Source organism: Ureibacillus massiliensis 4400831 = CIP 108448 = CCUG 49529 (assembly GCF_000772965.1).
Taxonomy (GTDB): Bacteria; Bacillota; Bacilli; order Bacillales_A; family Planococcaceae; genus Ureibacillus; species Ureibacillus massiliensis.
This window is the reverse complement of record NZ_JPVQ01000022.1, coordinates 42,435-63,037: the sequence shown is the minus strand read 5'-3', so window position 1 is coordinate 63,037 and position 20,603 is coordinate 42,435. Positions and strand designations below refer to the sequence as shown.

The 20,603-nt window shown below is 34.6% G+C and carries 13 protein-coding genes; 1 reads left to right on the top strand and 12 read right to left on the bottom strand.

The genetic code is table 11. From position 1 onward, the window contains the following. Window positions 1-95 precede the first annotated feature (95 nt). From murJ to CD30_RS12145, 5 genes are all read right to left on the bottom strand, one after another. Window positions 96-1,616 carry a murein biosynthesis integral membrane protein MurJ gene (gene murJ, locus CD30_RS12165; RefSeq protein WP_036177284.1) on the bottom strand — a complete coding sequence of 507 codons (1,521 nt, stop codon included), beginning with the start codon at window positions 1,614-1,616 and terminating at the stop codon, window positions 96-98. A gap of 159 nt (window positions 1,617-1,775) precedes the next feature. Further along, window positions 1,776-2,870 carry a glycosyltransferase gene (locus CD30_RS12160; RefSeq protein WP_036177281.1) on the bottom strand — a complete coding sequence of 365 codons (1,095 nt, stop codon included), beginning with the start codon at window positions 2,868-2,870 and terminating at the stop codon, window positions 1,776-1,778. A gap of 1 nt (window position 2,871) precedes the next feature. After that, window positions 2,872-4,011, bottom strand: coding sequence for a polysaccharide pyruvyl transferase family protein (locus tag CD30_RS12155; protein ID WP_036177279.1), 1,140 nt, complete (start codon window positions 4,009-4,011; stop codon window positions 2,872-2,874). Window positions 4,012-4,290: 279 nt separating this feature from the next. Beyond that, the gene (locus tag CD30_RS19565; protein WP_052126184.1) at window positions 4,291-7,035 is read right to left on the bottom strand and encodes an S-layer homology domain-containing protein; all 2,745 of its coding nucleotides are present in this window, start codon (window positions 7,033-7,035) and stop codon (window positions 4,291-4,293) included. Window positions 7,036-8,015: 980 nt separating this feature from the next. Then, a complete protein-coding gene (locus tag CD30_RS12145) occupies window positions 8,016-9,500 on the bottom strand; it encodes an O-antigen ligase family protein (RefSeq protein WP_052126183.1) in 1,485 nt (494 codons plus the stop codon). Between the two features lie 235 nt (window positions 9,501-9,735). Between CD30_RS12145 and CD30_RS12140 the strand changes: the two genes are divergently transcribed. Then, window positions 9,736-11,763 (top strand): S-layer homology domain-containing protein, encoded by a 2,028-nt coding sequence (locus CD30_RS12140; RefSeq protein ID WP_036177276.1) that lies wholly within the window; start codon window positions 9,736-9,738, stop codon window positions 11,761-11,763. Window positions 11,764-12,018: 255 nt separating this feature from the next. Here CD30_RS12140 and CD30_RS12135 read toward each other — a convergent pair whose 3' ends face one another. The 7 genes from CD30_RS12135 to CD30_RS12105 all read right to left on the bottom strand — a co-directional run bounded on the left by CD30_RS12135 (window position 12,019) and on the right by CD30_RS12105 (window position 20,459). Beyond that, a complete protein-coding gene (locus CD30_RS12135) occupies window positions 12,019-12,942 on the bottom strand; it encodes a C40 family peptidase (RefSeq protein WP_036177274.1) in 924 nt (307 codons plus the stop codon). Window positions 12,943-13,347: 405 nt separating this feature from the next. After that, window positions 13,348-15,372 carry an N-acetylmuramoyl-L-alanine amidase gene (locus CD30_RS12130; RefSeq protein WP_036177272.1) on the bottom strand — a complete coding sequence of 675 codons (2,025 nt, stop codon included), beginning with the start codon at window positions 15,370-15,372 and terminating at the stop codon, window positions 13,348-13,350. 217 nt (window positions 15,373-15,589) lie between these two features. Beyond that, the gene (locus tag CD30_RS12125; protein ID WP_036177269.1) at window positions 15,590-16,507 is read right to left on the bottom strand and encodes a C40 family peptidase; all 918 of its coding nucleotides are present in this window, start codon (window positions 16,505-16,507) and stop codon (window positions 15,590-15,592) included. Between the two features lie 225 nt (window positions 16,508-16,732). Then, entirely contained in the window at window positions 16,733-18,034 is a 1,302-nt protein-coding gene (locus tag CD30_RS19560) for a CAP domain-containing protein (RefSeq protein ID WP_052126182.1), read from the bottom strand. Between the two features lie 186 nt (window positions 18,035-18,220). Next, entirely contained in the window at window positions 18,221-18,919 is a 699-nt protein-coding gene (locus CD30_RS12115; RefSeq protein WP_088350771.1) for an S-layer homology domain-containing protein, read from the bottom strand. A 204-nt stretch (window positions 18,920-19,123) separates the two neighbouring features. After that, entirely contained in the window at window positions 19,124-19,543 is a 420-nt protein-coding gene (locus CD30_RS12110; protein ID WP_052126181.1) for a GtrA family protein, read from the bottom strand. Next, window positions 19,530-20,459: a glycosyltransferase family 2 protein gene (locus tag CD30_RS12105; RefSeq protein ID WP_036177265.1), complete on the bottom strand. Its 930-nt coding sequence runs from the start codon at window positions 20,457-20,459 to the stop codon at window positions 19,530-19,532. Before CD30_RS12105 ends, CD30_RS12110 begins: the two co-directional genes overlap by 14 nt. Window positions 20,460-20,603 lie beyond the last annotated feature (144 nt).

Here is a 20,603-nt window from a genome sequence, read left to right as displayed (position 1 = left end):
GTAATAATCGACTAATATTCTTCACCAACGTTATTTGACAAAGAACCATAATTTCTTTTACTAGTTTATTACTCTATACCTATTATGATTTTAATTTATTTATTACTTTTAGACAGCTTATTTTTAAATTTTCCTATAGCACTATTTACCTCTTGGAACTTTAACAATAATACAAATACTGCATATCCAATCATCGTAAGGATAAACGTAATGATCACATGTAGGAATTTATTATCAAATATAATCAATGTTGAAATACCCCAAGAAACAGCAACAAAGCAAATTGTTAATACTAAAAACTTAACAAATTGTACAAGGTTATCGCCAACAAGCTTCAATTTATATTTATATTGTAAGAAAATAATTAATAATATCAAATTTATGATGGCACTGATTAAGTTCCCCCACGCAACAGCTTCTGCATCAAGCGAACCAATTAGAGCCGAAGTCACGGCAATATTGACTCCAAATACAGTTAGCAAACTAAAAATGACAGGGATCATTGAATTTCCTTTAGCATAGTAAAAACGAGTCACATATGTGCTTGCTGCAAGGAAGAACATTGTTAAACTAAAGATTTTTAATACAGGTGCTGTTAACGCTGTTGAAGCAACATCAAATAAACCATATTCAAAGATTACCCTTACTACAGCTTCCGATTGGAAGTACACATACACAGAAGTCGGCAGTATGAGTAAATACAACATTCTTAAACCGCGCACATACAGTTTTTTAACGGATTCATTATCCCCTTCCCCTTCTTTTTTACTTAAAAGTGGATAAATTACCGTTGTAACAGCAGTCATTAATAATGCTTGCGGAAACTGAGATACCTTTGTAGCATAGTTCACAGCCGACACTGCACCATCTGCTAAATCGTTTGTGAAAAAACGTTGAATTAACGTGTACATTTGTGCGGTTGCTCCGCCAAGCATAATAGGTAATGCAACTAGCCATAGCTGTTTCTGATCGTTAGCAAATGCAAAGCTTGGTTTAAAAGACATATGCTCGGCTTTTCTTACACCATAAATCAAAAAGCCAATCATAAACATAGCTCCTAGCAATGCCCCAATACCATACCCAACAGGTCCAATGAAGAATGCTAGTCCTACCGAAATGATTAAAAAGGATAAATTATAAACTAACACCGAGAAACTCGATAAATGGAATTTCCCTTGAACATTTAAAATTCCGCTCAGCCAAGTTGATAATACAAGCATAATCGTTGAAGGCATCATCCAGTTATATAAAGTCTTTAATATTTCATACTCTTCCTGACTCTCAGGCTTAAAATATGATTGTATTAAAAGATCCCCGAATACCATAAAGACAATGGTCACAAGAGTAATCGATATTAAAATCGTTGTAAACGTTCTGCGAATATACTCTTTGATTGATGATTCAGTTTTATGATAAATAGAAATAAAGGCAGTAGTAAAGGCACCACCCACTACTAAATAAATTAAATTCGGAATTGTATAAGCATTAATAATACTATCTGCTAAATTGGTAGTACCATATTGGATACCGATAATGATTTCACGCAAGAAGCCAAAAAAACGCGCAAAAATATTAATAACCGCAACAGCCCCAATAATTTTTAAAAAACGACTCAAATGAGATCACAATCCTTTGTAAATTAGGCTCCCTTAAGGAACCTTGTTGACTCCATGTGTGCTAAATACAGTCACACAGAATTAATGAAAGACGAAAATGTGAGAATGCTGTAAAAAGAGCCATTCCCATTATCTAACTGGGTGAAAATCTCTTTTCGACTATTTAATATACTGACGATAAATGTCCGTTAATCGTGCAATAATCGCCTTTGAATCGTGTAATTGAAGAAGCTCGTCCACTTTCGCATCATTTACATTCATCTGCCCGTTATTTAACACTACTTTCTCAAACTCCATAAATAATGCATTTGCATCCTTTGGTGGAACAAGAACACCCGCTCCATCCTGCAGCATGTAATGGAGTCCGCCAACATCTGAAGCAATCACTGGTGTTCCGCAGCTCATAGCCTCTAGTGCAACCAGCCCTAACCCTTCTATGTAAGAGGGTAACACAAATACATTAGCTGCTTGAAAATATTCCGCCAATCTATTCTGTGGCATCGGCTCTATAAAATGAATATTTTTACTTGCTCCAGCAAGCTCTTTCATCCTTTCAGTAAAAGCAGTATCCTTTGTAGAACCAACACAATATAAAGCCACCTGATCAGGATAGTTGCGATCAAGTTGATTAAAAGCTGAAATGAGCTCCTCTACACCCTTTTCTTGAATGATATTTCCGACGAATAAAAAATTAGTGCGATTAGGGTCCATATTAACCTGTTTCATCGTCTCTTCTTTTGATGCAGGCTTATAAAACACTTTTCGGTCAATTCCCATACTCATTACAGAAATACGACTTTCCTCGACACCAAAATCTCGTTGTATGTCACTTGCAAGCTCTTCCCCAACGGCAATGATGTGATCCGCGTTTTGCAAAATTTTATTTGTATATTCGCGAATGCGTCCACCCTTTTTCGCCATTTTATTAATATCGCCACCATGGGCTGTAACAACGTATGGAATTCCATACTTCATTTTTAAACGATACGAAAACAATCCGCTTGGAAAAACATAATGACAATGAGTAAGCCCAATGTCCTTCTTATTTTTTTTAAAGGTAGAGTTAACTTTCATAGCCCATTTCGCATATTTTTTAAGAACATTTAACTTCCCCGTTTTCGGATCAGCATTAACTGCTAGTAAAGACTCTATCCCGGTTTCACGAAGCTGCTCCACTTGATTTTTCACAAAGATACCATATGATAAATGCTCCATTGATGGATACATATTGCTTATAATCAGTACTTTTTTCATCTTACTTAGCACCTTCTACAAGAAGTTTTAAGCCTAGGCTCGCTTTTTCTTTAAATTGATTATTTGTCGAAGTAGCAAGCTCAATTGCTCCATTCCAATCAGCTTTCATTTTATTAAATAAATTTGAAAAATGCTCATCGCTCTCATGTAATGAATTAATTGGCAACGAAAATTCACCTAATCCAGCCATTTCAAGAAAATCATTTACCTTTGTATGATACGAAACCCCAATAATTGGTGTTTTTGCATCTGTAGCTAATATTAACGAATGCAGTCTTGTCCCAATCAACACATCAAAAGAAGCGGACAAGTCGAGCAATTTTTGAGGTTTTAAATTTTCATCGATGATAGACGTTTTGTCTGAAAATTTCATTTTGCTTTGAATATCCTTTGTCACATCCGCATCCTGAGGATATTTTGTTGCAAAGAATGTTACTTCCGCATGATTTTCTTCTAAGATACGATCTAAATTTTTCGCCATACCTTCTATATAATTGTTGTATTTTGCTTCGTCTCCAGTTGGCCAATAAGATGCGTTAAAATAAGGAACTGCAGTTACACCGATTTTAATTGGTTCAGAGCTATAGCCTTCACGGTCTACTTCTAAACTAAAGGCTGGGTCACCAATAACATGCACCTCACGCTTTATGCCGATTTGTTGGAGTAATGCCTTCGATTTTGGATCACGTACCGATATATTTCTCGCATGCTTTGCCATGTATCGAATAAACCATTTCCCTAATCCTGTATTTAAAGGACCAGCTCCACAGCCATAAACTACATAGGGTACTTTTGAACCTTTGGCCATCATTGCATACGAACCATATAGTGGCGCTTCCCGTTTATATAAATCCATTAAAATTCCGCCACCACCAATGACTACAAAATCAAGGGTTTTCACAATTTCTTTATTTAGTTTATATGTTTTCATAAATGTTTTTGCAGCATTACCATTTTTATGATAAAGAGGGTAACTTGTTACTCCATATTGAGCAGCAGTCTGTTTTGGATTATTACTAAAAACCGTAATATCATTTGTTTCTACTTGAAAGGCTTTTTGTAATTGACGAATAATACTTAGTAATATTGCCTCATCCCCATTATTATCATTTCCGTAATTTCCAACGATTCCGATTTTCACTTTTACGTTCATCCTTTATTGTTTTCTATTAAATTTAATTATTTCCAAGTATGTATAGTGAATTTCAATAAAAAGAAAAATTCATCGATTAAGAAGGAGGTTTTTCACAATATTCTTACCAATGGAAAATATTAACACCTCTAATTATTAACGATTAAAAGCGTATTTTCAAGAACTTTTACTGTAACCTAACCTTTTAATTATAACATACCCCTTATCTCAAACATCACCCGTATAGTAAAAAACGAAACCCATCTACAATGGGTTTCGCCTGTTTTATTATTGAGTTAACGATTTATATAAGAATAAACTGAAATGTTTGCGAGTTACATTCTCTCCTGGCTTGAATGTATTATCTTCATAGCCAGCTGTTATACCATTAGATGCTAAAGCATAAATCGCATTTTTTGCCCAATAATCTTTTGAGATATCTTTAAATTCATCTTCCGTCGTACCTGTAAATTTAAAGGCATTGACTAAAATTACTGCCATTTGCGCTCTTGTTAGTTTTCCATTTGGATCAAACGTACCGTCACCTTTACCATTCATCACGCCTGCATTTTCAATTGCAGCAATTTGCTTATAATACGGGTGGCTTTCAGGTACATCTGTAAAGTTAGGATTTACTATGTTTGCTGTATCTACATCCAATACATTTGCTAATAGAATAGCAGCATGCGCACGTGTTAATGACAGCTCAGGTTTAAATGTACCATCTGTATAACCACTTATATAACCACGATCTACTAAATAACCAATTTGTTCTTTATAAACGTAGTCATTTTTAATGTCATTAAAAATCGGTTCTTTATATGTTGGTTCATAAATCGCTTGCAATTTATCAAAGTAAACTGCCCCAGCTTTTTGTTTTGAAGGCGTTGGTTGAACCAGATAGATTGATTCAAATGTTAATGGTTTCACAGCTTCTGTTGGTAACTGTGCTTCAATATACTTCCACCCAGTCCAAGTTTGGCCATTCTCTTCAGTAAAGTCTACTGTATATCTTTTACCACTCGCATCTTTCACATAACCACGAACCCAAGTTTCATTTCCATCACCAAACATCCAAACACCAAGTTTTTTAGGACTTCCTGGTAATTTAACAGGTTGGTTCAATGTTAGATAAGTTGCAGCTGTTCCTGAACTATTTCCTGTCATATTGTAATTTAGCTTAATAGAATTTTTACCCTCTTTACCAAACTTAGATGAACTAATAAGCTCAATTGATCCTTTTGATAAAGCTGTTTCAACTTTCCAGTCTTTACTATTTTCGAATAGATTAATAGTGAATGTATCTTTTGTATAAGCTTCTTTTACTTCAATTTCTTTTTTGACAGTTTTTTCACCTAATTTAGCGATAACTGCACCTTTACCAACCTTACCATTTGACTCAAATAAACCTGATGGACTAATCGTACCTAAGTCACCTTCTACTGACCAAGTTAGCTGGTTCGTAGAATAGACAAGATTATTTCCACTTGCATCCTTCGCTGTCGCTTGGAATTGTAAAGCTCCACCTGGTTCAATAGTTGAACTTGAAGAAGAGATTGATAGAGTTGAAGGCGCATTGACTACATCAAATTTAATCGTTTGTGATGCATCGCCATTACGAACAACTACTGTTTCAGTTCCTACTGATTCAGCTGTATAGCTTAAGCCATTTACTGACACTAGATTATTTGTAGCTGTAACAGTGAAATCTGAGTTTTTGAATTCTAAAGCATTATAATGCTCATCCAGCACGTATTGTGGCGTTATTTTTACACTAGCACCAATAAGCACTGAACCGACTTGATCTCGTGTCACTTTTAATGTTTTTGGTGCTCCAGTTGCTCCTGTACTAATTGCATGTAAGGCACCTGAAATTCTACGTTGTACGCCTCCTGATGGACTATTAGCTAGTACAACGGTATTGCTTCCATATTTACGAATACCCATTGTTGTGGATCCGCCACCATCAAGGTTTATCGCACGATCTACACCGAGGCTTGCGATATAATTTGCAAACTGAGTAAGTGTCATACCTTTACTACCATTTGCACTATCAACAGTAATCAAATAAACTTTTTCTTTATCTTTACTAATAGCAATTGCTGTTCTAGCTGTTACCTGCGTTGCACGCGGACTCTTTGGATCTATTGTTAAATTCACTTTGCCATCGTACACAAGTAATGGTCCACTTGCCGCCATATACTCGGCATCTTTCCAAATAGGATTCACACCAATAGATACTGAGATTTGTTCGCCTACTTGTATACTTTTAAATTTCTGAAGTGCTTCCCCATTAAAGGATAAAACAAAACCATTACGTGGAATTGTTGGTCTTGTATCATCACCATACTGACGAATTTGTTTAACTGTTCCTGTTAAAGTCTGACCGAACTTTGTTTCAGTAATATTGTTTGGTGTTTCAATTACAAACTCCATACCATATTTATTGTTTGGTGTTTTCGAGCTATGGTGTTGAGGCGTATAAAGAATTCCTTTGTTCTCACCTCGCGTTACATTCAAACCATCTATCTTAATATTTTCACCTCTAAAATTCACGGTGAAGCTTGCATCATAATAATCAATTTCGGCTTTACCATCGGCTGTGACACCAAAAGCAATTGGTTTACTAACATAGTAAGTATTATTCGCAGAAATCACTTCTGGCCACAATATTTTATTCTTTTGTGCTAATAAATAAAGTGGATACCCATCTGACATATTGAAGAAATTTGCATTAATTGAACCAACGACACGATGTCCTTCTTTTGAATCATTATTAGCTCTATTAGTTAGAGTTGCAAGGGAGTTAATCGGTGATGGTATACTCATTTCTAACTTTGTATAAGGATTTGTTAGATTCAATTCTAACTGATTAATGATAGAACCAGAATATGTATAGTTCGAATACTGTACGCCCTGAGATACAGGGTATGATTCTTTTAGCGTTGGAATCGCTGCATAACTTTTCACACTAGCAAATGCAACAGAGACTGTGAGTAAAAAACTCATGATGATCGCAATTTTCTTCTTCATAATGTTGCTCCATATGGTAAAGAAGCATGTCACCTTCCTTTAATATATTGATATGGTTAATATATCAAAAAATTGACTATTATTCTATGTTTCTATTGTATCAATTCTGTAATAACTCTATTACATTCCTCTTGTATAATAGATAGTTATTATATATTTTTATGATATGGACAATATTTACTAGAGGTATTAAAAATGGCATTTAAGGGAGCTTCCAACCTGCATTGTCACTAGCTGCAAAAGTCTTAGATGGTAACGAGAATCTATATTATAGTGGATTTTAAAATTTTTGTTACGAGGATATTTTCGTTGGAACAAGTAGGATGAGGATATTGTGTGTATTGGGGATGTTGTATGGGGTGGGTTTTTGATGGGATTTTGATGGGATTGATGCGATAGGCGTTCTTAAAGTTGGATCAAGGACATTTCCCTCGGTTTTTGGATGAATTTTGTCCCCGAGATGCTTTCTCGTGGACAATTTCTTCGGTTCTCGGATGAGTTTTGTCCCCGAGATGCTTTCTCGTGGACATTTTCTTCAGTTCTTGAATGAGTTTTGTCCCCGAGGTGCTTTCTCATGGACAATTTCTTCAGTTCTTGAATGAGTTTTGTCCCCGAGGTGCTTTCTCATGGACAATTTCTTCGGTTTTTGGATGAGTTTTGTCCCCGAGATGCTTTCTCGTGGACAATTTCGATGCTTCTCACCTAAATTTGCCCTCGACAAGCTCACTCACGGACACTTCCACGAATCTCATCATTCATTTTGTCCTCGACAAGCGCTCTCAAAGAAAAGCTAGAATGAAATTTATCTACAATCCGCACGAAATTTATTATTTTCACAAAAATAAGACAGCCCTCAAATTTTGAGAACTGCCTTTAAACGATTATTTTGTTTTGGGATCGAATGAAATTTACTACGGAAAAACACTGTCCTCTACAATCGAAAGTTACATTCACCTTTACTAAAGCTAACTAAGATTTATTTATTCTACCGCATTCTCTGCTTCTTTATCTAATGGAAGCTTTTGATAATATTGATTGATGGAAGCAAAAATTCCAAACAACATAAAGAAGAACATTGTGAATACTTTTAATTCCCAAATATTATATACAACACCTGCAACACCTGTTGCAAACCAAAGGGCAAACATTACTTTACCAAACATTGATTCTCGTTCTTTTATGAAGATCCAGAGCATTGCAATTAAGAATCCAGCAAATAGGAGTACACCAATAGCTCCTGTTTCAGCAATGACTTGTATATATTGATTGTCAGAATAGAAGTTCTTCCCACCATAAATATCTGATCGTATTTCGTACTTATCATAAATTGGTGAATCGTATGATAATGTTGCAGATCCTCCAAAAGTACCAAATCCAGCACCTGTTATCGGGTAATCCTTCAGCACTTCAAAGCCTTTTTTAATATAGAATAAACGACCACTTTCACTCATTAACGCTAAAGTATCCTCATCAAATGTTTCAGCGAATCGGTTACCAATTCCACCACCATCACTTGGCCCTTCTTCAACCGCACCCATCTGTTGCATTAAAACAGCACCAAAGTAAACAGGTATATAAACAAGCACAATGGATGCAACTAAAGTTATGGCAAACTGTTTAAGGCGTTTACTTCTACGAGCAATGATAAAGAAGAAAGCGATAAAGACAATCGTGAATATCCATGTACCTCGGGATAAAGTTAATACGATCAGTCCTGTGAATGCGACTTGGCATACAATAAGTAACCATTTATATTTTTCATCTTTATATACCCAACGTAGGAAAAAAACAGCACATACTGCAAAGAACATCACTAGCGCTAACGAGTTAGGATTATTTAGTAATCCATATACACGAACTGCATTTGTCGCTGAAAGAACTTTTTCTGACCAAACTTCAGGCATTAACCATTGGCGAGAAGAAATCTTTTCAACAACACCTTGGATAAATAATATAATCCCAGAAAAGACCGTAATCCACGACAATTTTACAAAGAAGTTTTTCGGTAATTGAAGTCGACTTATCACGAAGTATAATAAGTACATGATGATAAACGTACGAACTTGGAAAATAACCGAAGCCAGTGTTACGTCATTTAAATAACCAATAATTGCACCAAATATTAAGAAAACAAAGAAAAACCATTCAAACAATTTGAAATGAAACCATGATTTCCAATGTTTTATATTCAATAATAATAATCGGATTAGGACGATTATAGTGATTAAATCACCAATCAATTTCATACCTGTATTAATTTCAATAAAGAAGGTACGGAAAATAACATACGGAATAAGTATGACTAAGCTTTGATATGGCTTAAAAAATGCGAACAAAGCAAAGAAAATTGTTGTACTAATTAATGCAAAAGATGATGGTAAAAGTACTCCTGCTATTATAACTGCTAGTGCAAGAATTATTTCTAACCATTCTTTTTTTTCTATCTTTGTCGAAATGTCTAACATCTATTTTTCGATCCCCTCTTTTTGTATCTACTATTTGTTATTCCCTATAACTCAAATTATTCTACAACTTTTTTTAAGTATAATATGGTTACATCTTGATTACAAATCTTTTAATAATGTGAATTATTATACTAATTTTAATATACTTGTAATCTTTTATACTATGAAAGTACCTATCATTTTCCCTCAAAAATTGCTATCATTATAACAGAAAATGAGGGGAGGAATAACTTTAATGATCAAAAAATCACTAGGCTTAGTACTTGCTAGTGTCTTAACTTTCTCAATTGTTAGTCCCACAGAATCATATGCTAATGACATCAGTAATCACCAAATGGTAACTGAATTAACATATTGGGCAAATAAAGGAGTTATTTTACCAGATGCTAAAGGAAACTATAATCCAAATCGAAAAGTGACACGTGGTGAATTCGCGTCATATATTGCTCGAGCATTAGATTTACCACTCTCTACGAAATATACTTTTTCAGATTTAAAGGGTGCTAGTTTAACTCGTGAAGTACAAAATGCAGCCGGTGCTGGAATTTTAAGTGGTTATCCAGATGGTACTTTTAGACCTAACGATCAAATTACCCGTCAACAAATGGCCGGTATGTTATACAACGCACTTAAATATCTAAATGTTCCGCTAGAAGAAGCACCATTAACTTTTAAAGACAATGAAAGAATTTATTATTCGTTTGAAAAAGGTGTAGCAACATCTGTTCATTACAACATTATTCGAGGTTCACATACGGATTCCGGTGTGTATTTCAATCCAAAAGATTCAGCAACAATTGCTCATGCAGCAGCATTCCTATTCCGCATGTACCATGAAGCTGAAAAATACAATCAACCGGATAATGGTAATGAACAACCACCAGAAGAAGTTGTAAAACAAGTTTTCTATGTTGGAAAAATTGAAAATGGTACTGTAACGAAAAATCCAACAATGTATCAAACTTATTCAGATGCTTTAGCTGCACTAAATGCATCATCATCATTAAATCTAATTTACTTTGGAAATAATATTATTAAAGCACCAAGTGGACTAGCATATGCGGCAGATACTTCTGCAAATACTACATCCGTTTATGCATATAATAACTTCGTTGAACAAATTTCATACGTTACTGAAGGTCGCGAATTGAAATATAACGGCACAGGAGTTAATTCAAAAGGTGAAGTATATGTAATTGTACAAATTGGTGACGTCGTAGGTTATGCAAAGCCTACTGATGTTAGTATTATCCCAACTGCTGCCATTGAAAACCGTGACGAATATTTCATTACGGATGGTATGTTAAACCATAGAATTTATAACCATGTTCAAGGTAGATCTGAAGGATTTTATACTGTTGGACCTGCTGCGGACTTCATGAAATCTGGAGAAACATATTATAGTTTTGATGGTGTTCATTTCTTTAATAAACAAATGCAAGAGGTTGGCACTTACTATCCATACTTCCAATTCGCATCTGTTCGTAAACCATCAAATTATACAGCAGCAGAACTTGAATCAATCATTAAAAAAGAGCTAGAACTTAAAGAAGCATCTGGTGCTAGCCGATATGCTAACCTTACAAAAGAATCTAAACTAATTGGTTTAGGTAATTACTTAAAAGAAATGGAAGAGAAATATAGCGTTAATGCATTATTTATCTTAGCAACAGCAATCCATGAGAGTGACTACGGTATTAGTGCTAAAGCAAAAGACATTAATAACCTGTTTGGAATAAAAGTATATGATCACGATCCGTTAAAAACTGGTGAAAAATACGCTGAACCGAAAGATAGTGTATTTGCCTTCGTAAATTATTTATTAAATGCAAATTACCTACCACAAAACGGTGACTATCGTAATGAAGGTGCGGTTCCTGGTAACAAAACAGTAGGTGTCAATGTGAACTATGCTTCTGATCCACATTGGGGTGCAAAGGTAGCTGGTCATATGTACCGTATGGATTCTCGTAATGGCTTTAAAGATTATGAAGATGGTCAAATCGGAATGGTGATGGCATTAGCGGGTAGCGTAAATACGCGTGTTGAACCAACAACAAACAGTGCTATCGCTTATTCATATGATCAAAAACGCCCTGGTCAATCAGGAGAGTTTGGTTACCCAGTCATTATTGCTGATAAAACGGAAGCAGCAGATGGTTATGTATGGTATAAAGTTTACTCTGATGCTACGCCTCCATACACTACTTCATCTCCGCAATTTGTATGGATTCGTTCTGATTTAATTAATGTATTGAATTAAATCTACTAATCTAAAAATAAAAATAATAAACTCCTCTTAAGCTGGTTTCGGCTTGAGAGGAGTTTTTGTTTTGGATGGAAGTAGGTGTGGTTTAGGGTGAATTGGTGGTAAGAAGATTATTTGGGGGACCCGGTACTCTGTTAAGTAGGTGGTTGTGCCTTTATGCGACTTTGTGTGTCTTTAGTTAATGAAGAGCTTCATTAGTGATTCTGAACGTAAAAAAGAGATGCCAGAACTCGCATCTCTTTTTAACAGTTATTTATTATATTTATAAATGAAACGATTGATAAAGTCTGTGATATGAGTGTGTGTTACATAATCATTTACTCCAAATGTGCCATCCGGTCGGCCGTATGTTAGCTTTGTAGAAGATAGTAATTTTACGCCTTCATATGCCCAATGACCTTCTGGTACGTCTGAAAATTGTTCTGCTTCACCTTGTAAGTCTAAGTTGAATGCGCCAGTTAAAACGTAAGATAACTGTCCACGAGTGATTGGTGAATTCGGTTCAAAGTTCCCAGCTTCATTTCCATTAAAAGCACCAATTTTGTTTAATGCTGTTACTGCTCCAGCGTATTTAGAATCAGGAGCGATATCGTTAAATGGTGAATTTGTATCTGAAGTATCTAATTGTAACGCCTCAGCTAATTGCAACGCAACTTGTCCACGTGAAGCATAGCGAGTAAAATCAACTGCAGCTGCTTTTACTTCTGCTTTTTCTTCATTGAAATTTGCTACTCGTTTTGCACCAACGTAACGTGATCCCCAATAGTATGGATCGTTGATACTGTCAACAGCAACGCCGCCACTTGTTGTAGCTGAGATGAATTTATTATTACCTATGTATATACCAACATGTGAGACTCCTCTTCCAGAAGTATTAAAGAATACCAAGTCTCCTGCTTGTAAATTACTTTTTGAAACATATGTACCTTCATTGTATTGTGCGCTTGATGAGCGAGGAAGTGAAATTCCTAATTTAGAAAATACTAATTGTGTATATGCTGAACAATCTATTCCGTATTTAATAGAAGTACCTCCATATTGATATGGTGCACCAATATAGTTCATCGCTGTGTTTGTTAAATCTGCAACACTTGCTGCCTCAGCGTTATCTGTACCTATACCTGAAAAAATCATGAATGATGCAAAGATTGGTAGTAACCACCGCTTTTTCATATTTAAGTACTCCCTTCTAGCTTTAAGTGATATATTTATCCTACATAAAGACTATCATAGAAAAGAGTATTATAATTTTTCATTTCGATAACTTATTCGTTACTTAGAGAATAATAGTTTATATGCGTTTTAGAGAATATTATTGTATTAACGAGAATATTTAAACAACAACAATTAATGCGTAATAATACTGTAAAATTGAGTGAATATTTTACCAAGTTTTCCTCCTATTAATTTACTTTCATTCATATTAATTTCCTATTATATGTACATCATATTACTAACATTATTTCTTCTATTTTTACCAATATTTTATCATTTTCTCAGCTATTTATTTTTCAACTGAAATCCAACAACTTTCAACAAAAAAAATCCCAAAAGCTATTATGCTTTTGGGATAAAATGTTATTGTTTCGAGTAATATTTAACAATACCATTGTAAATGCTGTCAGCGTATATTTCTATATATTTACTGTCAACTAATTTAGCACGGTCTTGACTGTTTGAAATGAATCCTACTTCTACTAATACAGAAGGGATAATCATATTTCGAACAACATAGAATGGATAGTTCCTTACACCACGGTCCACCATATCAGCATTTTTAACAATTTCACTGTTAATGTATGTTGCAAGATCGATATCTTCTTTATACATATCACCAGATGTAATACTATAGTACGTTTCCGTACCTTTCGCTGATGTACTATCAGCTGAGTTTACGTGAATACTTACAAATAGTTCACCGTAATTATTTGCCGTGAAATCAACACGATCTTGAAGCGTAGGATATGTATCGCCTGTTCTAGTCATTAAAACATTCGCACCACTAGCTTCTAGTTTTTGTTTCACTAGATTTGAAATTTTTAATACGATATCTTTTTCATTGTAATTAGAATAATGTGTTCCTGGGTCTTTACCACCGTGTCCTGGGTCAAGTATAATAATACGATTTTCTAACACATTACCATTTTGATTTAATAGTTTCAAATATGATTTATGTGTGTAGCCCTCTTTATTACCATAAGTAACTTTTGCCCAATTTTTTGAAATACTATGGACAACAACTTTATCACCAGTATTTAGAGTATCAATCGCCTCATAACTTGCACCTGGACCTTTGCGCATGCGTAAGCCATCTACTGTTACACGGCCAATTACATCTCCATTAGGTACGATTTCATCAGGAACTTCTGCTGGTTCTTCTGGTTCTGGTTTATTTGGTTCTTCATTTTCTACAGGTTCTGGCACTTTTGTTATGTATTTCGTAAATTCCTTTGATACATATCCAAAACGTGCATTATAGTTCACTTTTAACCATTCACCATCATCTTCAAACACATATAGGATAGTTCCAGCGTCCACCTGTCCTATTTTATTTGTTGAAATGGAAGTGTTTGCTGAACTTCTTACGTTGAGATTATCAACTGTTACCTCAACTTTTCCTATTGAAAGATCTAAGTTTGGAACATTATTTGATGGTGTAGTTGGATTAGTAGGAGTTGTACCTGGCTTGTCAGCAGGTTTTGTACCTCCTTGTGAATCTTCTGTGACTTTCTCAATATACGTTGTATATTGTTTTGACACATAGGCATATTTATTATTATAAATAACCTTTAACCACCCATTTTTATCTTCAACTACTGAAAAAGTTGTACCTTTATTTACTTGTCCAACTTTGTTAGTTGAAATTGCTGAATTAGCAGAGCTTCGTACGTTTAGATTATCGACGGTAACTTTAACCTTACCGATAATCCCGTTATTCTCAGGAGAAGTAACACCTTGAACTTCTTCATTTATTCTAAATGATTTATTCTTTGCTCTTGCTAAGTATTCAACAAATTTACCTCGAGTTACAGGTGCAGTTGGTTTAATTGTTGTTGCTTCTTCTAAAATTCCATTATGGTATAACGCACTAATATATTTATAATATTTACTAGTTTTCGGTACATCTGTGTATGGGATTGGTTCATTGCTATATTTATCTGGATTTAACTTAAATGCATTTGCTAACATATAGCTTGTCTCATTTAAAGTAAATGCTTTGTTAGGATTGAACTTTTTGTCTGCTGAAAGTTCAACATAGCCCATTTTTCTCACTCGTTCTGCATAGAGCGAAACCGTTGTCCCAATTTTCACATCAACAAAACTAGATCTTTCTAATCTTAATGTTTGATATTGTAATGCATTGATTACCATAATTGAAGCTTGAGATTTTGTAATGTTGTTATCAGGTTTAAAATAACGACTACCGTTAACTAAATAACCCGAAGAAACATTGAAGTCTGATAAATACGTTAATTCGTCATAAATTTCGTGTGAAGACGGTATATCTGCAAATTTCGCACTAGCACTCGCTTGTTGAACGCCCAAAGCTGAGAATGTCAACAGTAAGGCAAGGAACACGCTAGTTATTTTTTTTACAGTCATTTTTCCTATTTCCTCCCTTCCATTCGAGCTACTTCCTAGTTTACCAAAGATTTTCATAGTTTTCATTAAGACTATTTACACTTTTTTCTTAAGTTCCTAACACCCCCTTTAAATGGTGACTATTACTTTTTAATCTATTTTTCGATATAAAAAAGAAGAGCTGCGAAAAATAGCAAACTCTCCCTTCATTCATCATATTTTATATAAAATTGTCGGATTATTTACTTAAAAGCTTTGCCTTTTGAATCATTGAGCTAAGTTGTTCTAACGTCACGATATCACTAGTTCCAAATGAACCGTCTGCTTTTCCTGAAACGATGCCATTTGAAGCTAGAATTTCAATTGAGTTTGCTGCATAGTGTTCGCTTGATACATCGGAGAATGTTTTATCAAGACTACCTTTTTCTAATTTGAATGCTGCTACTAAAACGTTAGCAAGTTGTGCTTTTGTAATAGGTGAGAACGGATTGAATTTTCCATTTTCATCACCAGAGAAAATACCTTTTTCTTTTACAGCAGCGATTGCACCTGCGTTTTTATGGTTCGTCTTCACATCAGTAAAGCCAGATTCTGTATTTGTCATGTCTAGCTCTAAAGCGACTGCTAATTGCTTAGCAACTTCACTACGAGAAGCATAAACTGAGAAATCAATCGCAGCATCTTTTACCGAAGGGAATTCAGCAATGCGTTTAGCACCAATATAACGTGGTCCCCAATAGTATGGGTCATTAATACTTGAAATCGCAACACCTTCTGAAGATTCAGCACTAATCATATTACCATTACCAATATAAATACCAACGTGCGACACACCGCTACCAGAAGTATTAAAGAAAACTAAATCGCCAACTTGCAAATCTGCTTTTGATACTGAAGTACCCTGATTATATTGACCTCTTGATGTTCTATCTAATTGGATACCAAATTGTTTAAAAACACTCATTGTAAATGCAGAGCAATCAATTCCTGATTTAGTAGTTCCACCGTAGTAGTATGGTGTATTTAAAAAACTTTTCGCTGTTGTTGTAAGTTCCGCTTGAGTTGCTTGTGTATTTGAATTAGCACTAGCTAAAGCTGGCGTAGCTGAAAAAGCCATTAAGGAAGCAAGTACAGGTAGTAACCACTTTTTCTTCATTTGGTAATCTCCTCCGACACGTTCTTTCGATTTATTGACCTGATAATAGACTATCATAAAATTTAGTATTTTTATTTTTCAATTGTGTAACGGTTTCAAAACAAGACTACCAACACGAAAAACGCTGATATATCAAGGTTTCCCTGATCATCAGCGTTACTGACAAATATTAAATTGGATAATTTTTGTGTTTCTTGTAACATTTTTGTAATGTTAGAGGATTGTTTACTTACTAGAGAACATTTGCACCCAATAGAAATTCCCGTCAGTTGATTTCTTAAATGCTACGCCTATATTGGTATATTGAGGTCTTAAAATATTTTCACGATGTCCTGCCGATTCCATCCATGCAGCAACAACTTCCTTTGGAGAATGATAGTTTTTTGCAATATTTTCCCCTAAGGTCATAAATTCATAATCAAAAAGTGCTGCTAAATCCCATGGCTGACCATATAGTATAGATTCGTGCTCAAAGTAATGAGAATTAATAAAATCTTGTGCCTTGATTACAGCAATCTGTGAAAGCTGTGGATCTTCTTGTAATAATGGAAGATTGGCTTTCTGTCTCTCCTCGTTTACTAGTTTAATAACCTCTTTCGACCACTCTGCAGAGTCATTAATGGTCTCGATATAATCCTTTTTCAAAAAATCATATATCATTTCATGGTTATTCAATGCTTCTTGAAACTCTATTGCTCTACAAATGATGATAGCTAATTGAGCACGAGTAACATGTCGCTCCGGTGCAAATTGATGTTCATTTACACCACTAACAATATTAATATCAGCCAATGATTGAATATAATTCTTTAGCGGATGATTCGTTATGTCTTTAAAAGCCTTATCATTGACTGAATCAACATCTATATCATAGGCTAATGCAATCATTTTAATAAAATCTGCTCTTGTAATTTTTTTGTTTGGGTAATAATTGGTACCATTTTCAATTACTTTTGCATTTGTAAGCTGACAAACGGCATTATAGTAAGGATCCCCTGACTGTACATCAGCGAACTTAATATCACCTACACAATCAGTATCCATGTTTAATGAACGTGCAATAGCGACCGCTGCTTCTGCCCTTGTTACAGCATAATTTGGTTTGAAATATGGCTCTTTATTATTTAACCAATAATCATTATTTATAAAAGTAACAATTTCCTTATAAGCCCAATGCCCTTTTTTTACATCTTTATATGGAAATGTTTGTGTTTGTAACATATTATTAAATATTTCAGAAGTAGACTTAACGGACTTCGTTTCATCAATTGAACTTGATATAGAGTCAGATTGCAATTTTCTATTTTCATTTTCAATCGACTGCTCCGGATTGCTAGATTTATATAATACATTTTGTGGTTGTACTAGCTTATTTGTTTCATTCGTTTCATTTGAGCTAGAGTTGCTCAGCGCATTCTCTTCTGTTACCGAATCAGTTAATAAACTACTTTTCGCCTCAACTTGTGACGTGCTAAAAGAAGTAAACATAACGAAAAGTATCATCACATTCATAAATATTCTAAGCATGATTTCTCCCCTAACGATTCTATTAATCCCTAACACAATCTCTTTATAGAATATCCATCAACATCTATTTTTATACTAGTAGTTTTGTATTTTTATAGGGATTGAATCGAAATCACTACGTGGAGCTTAAATTCATTCCTTATGATTGGTCAATTGATGAGTATTTTGGGACATTTGATACAAACTCTATTCCACGTTAATAAGTTCAAAGTCGTCATCCGAATCAACTTCCATCGCTTTTAGTAAAAATGTCGCAAGTTGACCACGTGTTAGCTTCATATTTGGACTAAATGTTGTCGGAGTTGTTCCTACTGTAATATTGTAGTTTACAAGAGTTTGAATATATTTTTTTGCATTTGAATCTGTTAATTTATTCACATCAGAAAATTTTGTTTTCGTTGTAGTGGCTTCTTCTAAACCGAATGCTCTCGTTAGCATTGTGGCAATTTGTGATCGTGTTAATGAATCGCTTGGACCAAAATTACCATTTGTATACCCACCTATTACACCTTTTCCATATAAAGCTGCAATAGCTTCATAGTTTTTATGAGTTGTAGGAACGTCTGAGAAACCTGGGTTTGTTACTTTACTCGTATCCATTCCTAAAGCATTAACGATAAACTGTGCTGCTTCACCACGTGTTATTATGGAGTTTGGTTTATATTCCGTGTTAGAAACCCCTGTAATAATACCATCAGCGTAAAGAGATAAAATTGCATTGTAATGAGAGTTATTTGGCTTTACATCAGAAAATGGGTTTGAATCCGATTCCTTCGATAATGCATTTGTTTGAGGCTGAAAGGGTGTTAATACGAGAACCATTGCTACCAATATTCCTGCACTTAATACGGAGATTACTTTTGTAAACATTTTTCTTTTAGTCAATTTAAACTTCCCCCTTGAAATTTATTTCGATATAAAACTTTCTAAAAATGATATATTTACTGAATCTTGATGATTTGGTGAGGATGAAAGAAGTAAGTAATCTTTGGTGTAGTGAGCCTCGCTTTAGTAACTTTTCTCCCATATGTGTTGAAAAGACATTAGGGCTTGGTAGGGGGTAACTAATATGTAGACACCCCTGCAATTCTATTTAAAAGCAAAAAATCTTTGGCCTAAATAATTTAATGCAGTAAAAAGAACCATTCCTACAAACATGGCAACATTCTCTTGAACAGCAACATCTGCATTGGATAAAAATTGTAGTGTTAATGGTTTTGCCAAGCCATATGCAATCAAATAACAAATTGCAATATTTATTGTAAATCGAATAGCTGACTTAATTGAACTTTCCTTGTGCTGAAATGTAAAATATTTATTTAAAAAATAGCTTAGTATACTCGTTAAAATATAGTTGGCACTAGAAGAAATCCAATAAGAAAATCCTGCAAAATTATATAATCCAAACATGATGGCTGTTCCAACGATTGTATTTACGATACCGACTAATATAAACTTCCAAAACTTTTCATCAACGAGAGAACTAAGGCTTGATTTATTCTTTTCCATTTGTCGTCTTCCCAGAAACAATATAACGTGGTCTACGTTTTACTTCTTCGTAAATTTTTGAAATATAAAAACCGATAATTCCTAAACTTATCATTAACAAGCTCCCAATCCCTAACAATAGTAAAATGACCGTTGTGAAACCGCCTAAGGACTGCCCATAAAAATAATTTACAAGCGATTGAACGCTCAAAAAGATAGAGAAAAGTAAGAACAACACACCGATTACTGTAATAATTTGCATCGGTGCAGTTGAAAAGGAAGTAATATTATTAATCGCATATTTCGAAAGAGAGTAAAATGACCATTTTGTTTCCCCTGCTGTCCTCTCTTGAACTTCATATTCCACTTCAATACTTTTAAAGCCTAACCAAAATGAAAGTGCTCGGAAAAATAGCTTTCTTTCTGGTAAACGGATATACTCTTCAACAACTTTTTGATCTAAAAGCTTAAAATCTGAAGAACGTGACATATCAAAGCCCGTTGCTTTATTGATTAACCGATAAAAACCCCTCGTGAAGATACCATGTACTTTCGTTTCATTTCCCCGGGAAGACTTGACACCCTCAATAATTTCAAATCCATCTTCCCAAAGTCGATACATTTGAATAACTGTTTCTGGTGGATGCTGCAAATCACAATCCATGACAACACAGCAATCCCCTTTTGCATGCTCAAGCCCCGCCAAGATAGCAGCTTCTTTTCCGAAGTTTCGAGAGAATGAAACCCCTCGTACACAGTTGAACTCCAGACTTGCCCGTTCAATTTCTTGCCAAGTTCCATCTTTCGAACCGTCATTTATGAAAATGAGCTCCGCTTCAATATTTTCTTTTTGTAAAATGGCAGAAAGTGTTTCAGCCGCTTTTGCAATCATTTTTTCTTCGTTATACGCAGGGAGAATTACTGATAATAACGGCATATTGTACTCCTTTCCACTTGACGTTTTGTTCGGAGGTCGTGTTTTACTTAATGTAAATTTGTTTTGTATTAATTCATAATTAAGATTTTCTGTTTTTAGCGTATGGAAAATCTCACATGCGTATTAGAAGTCCTATTTATTAGT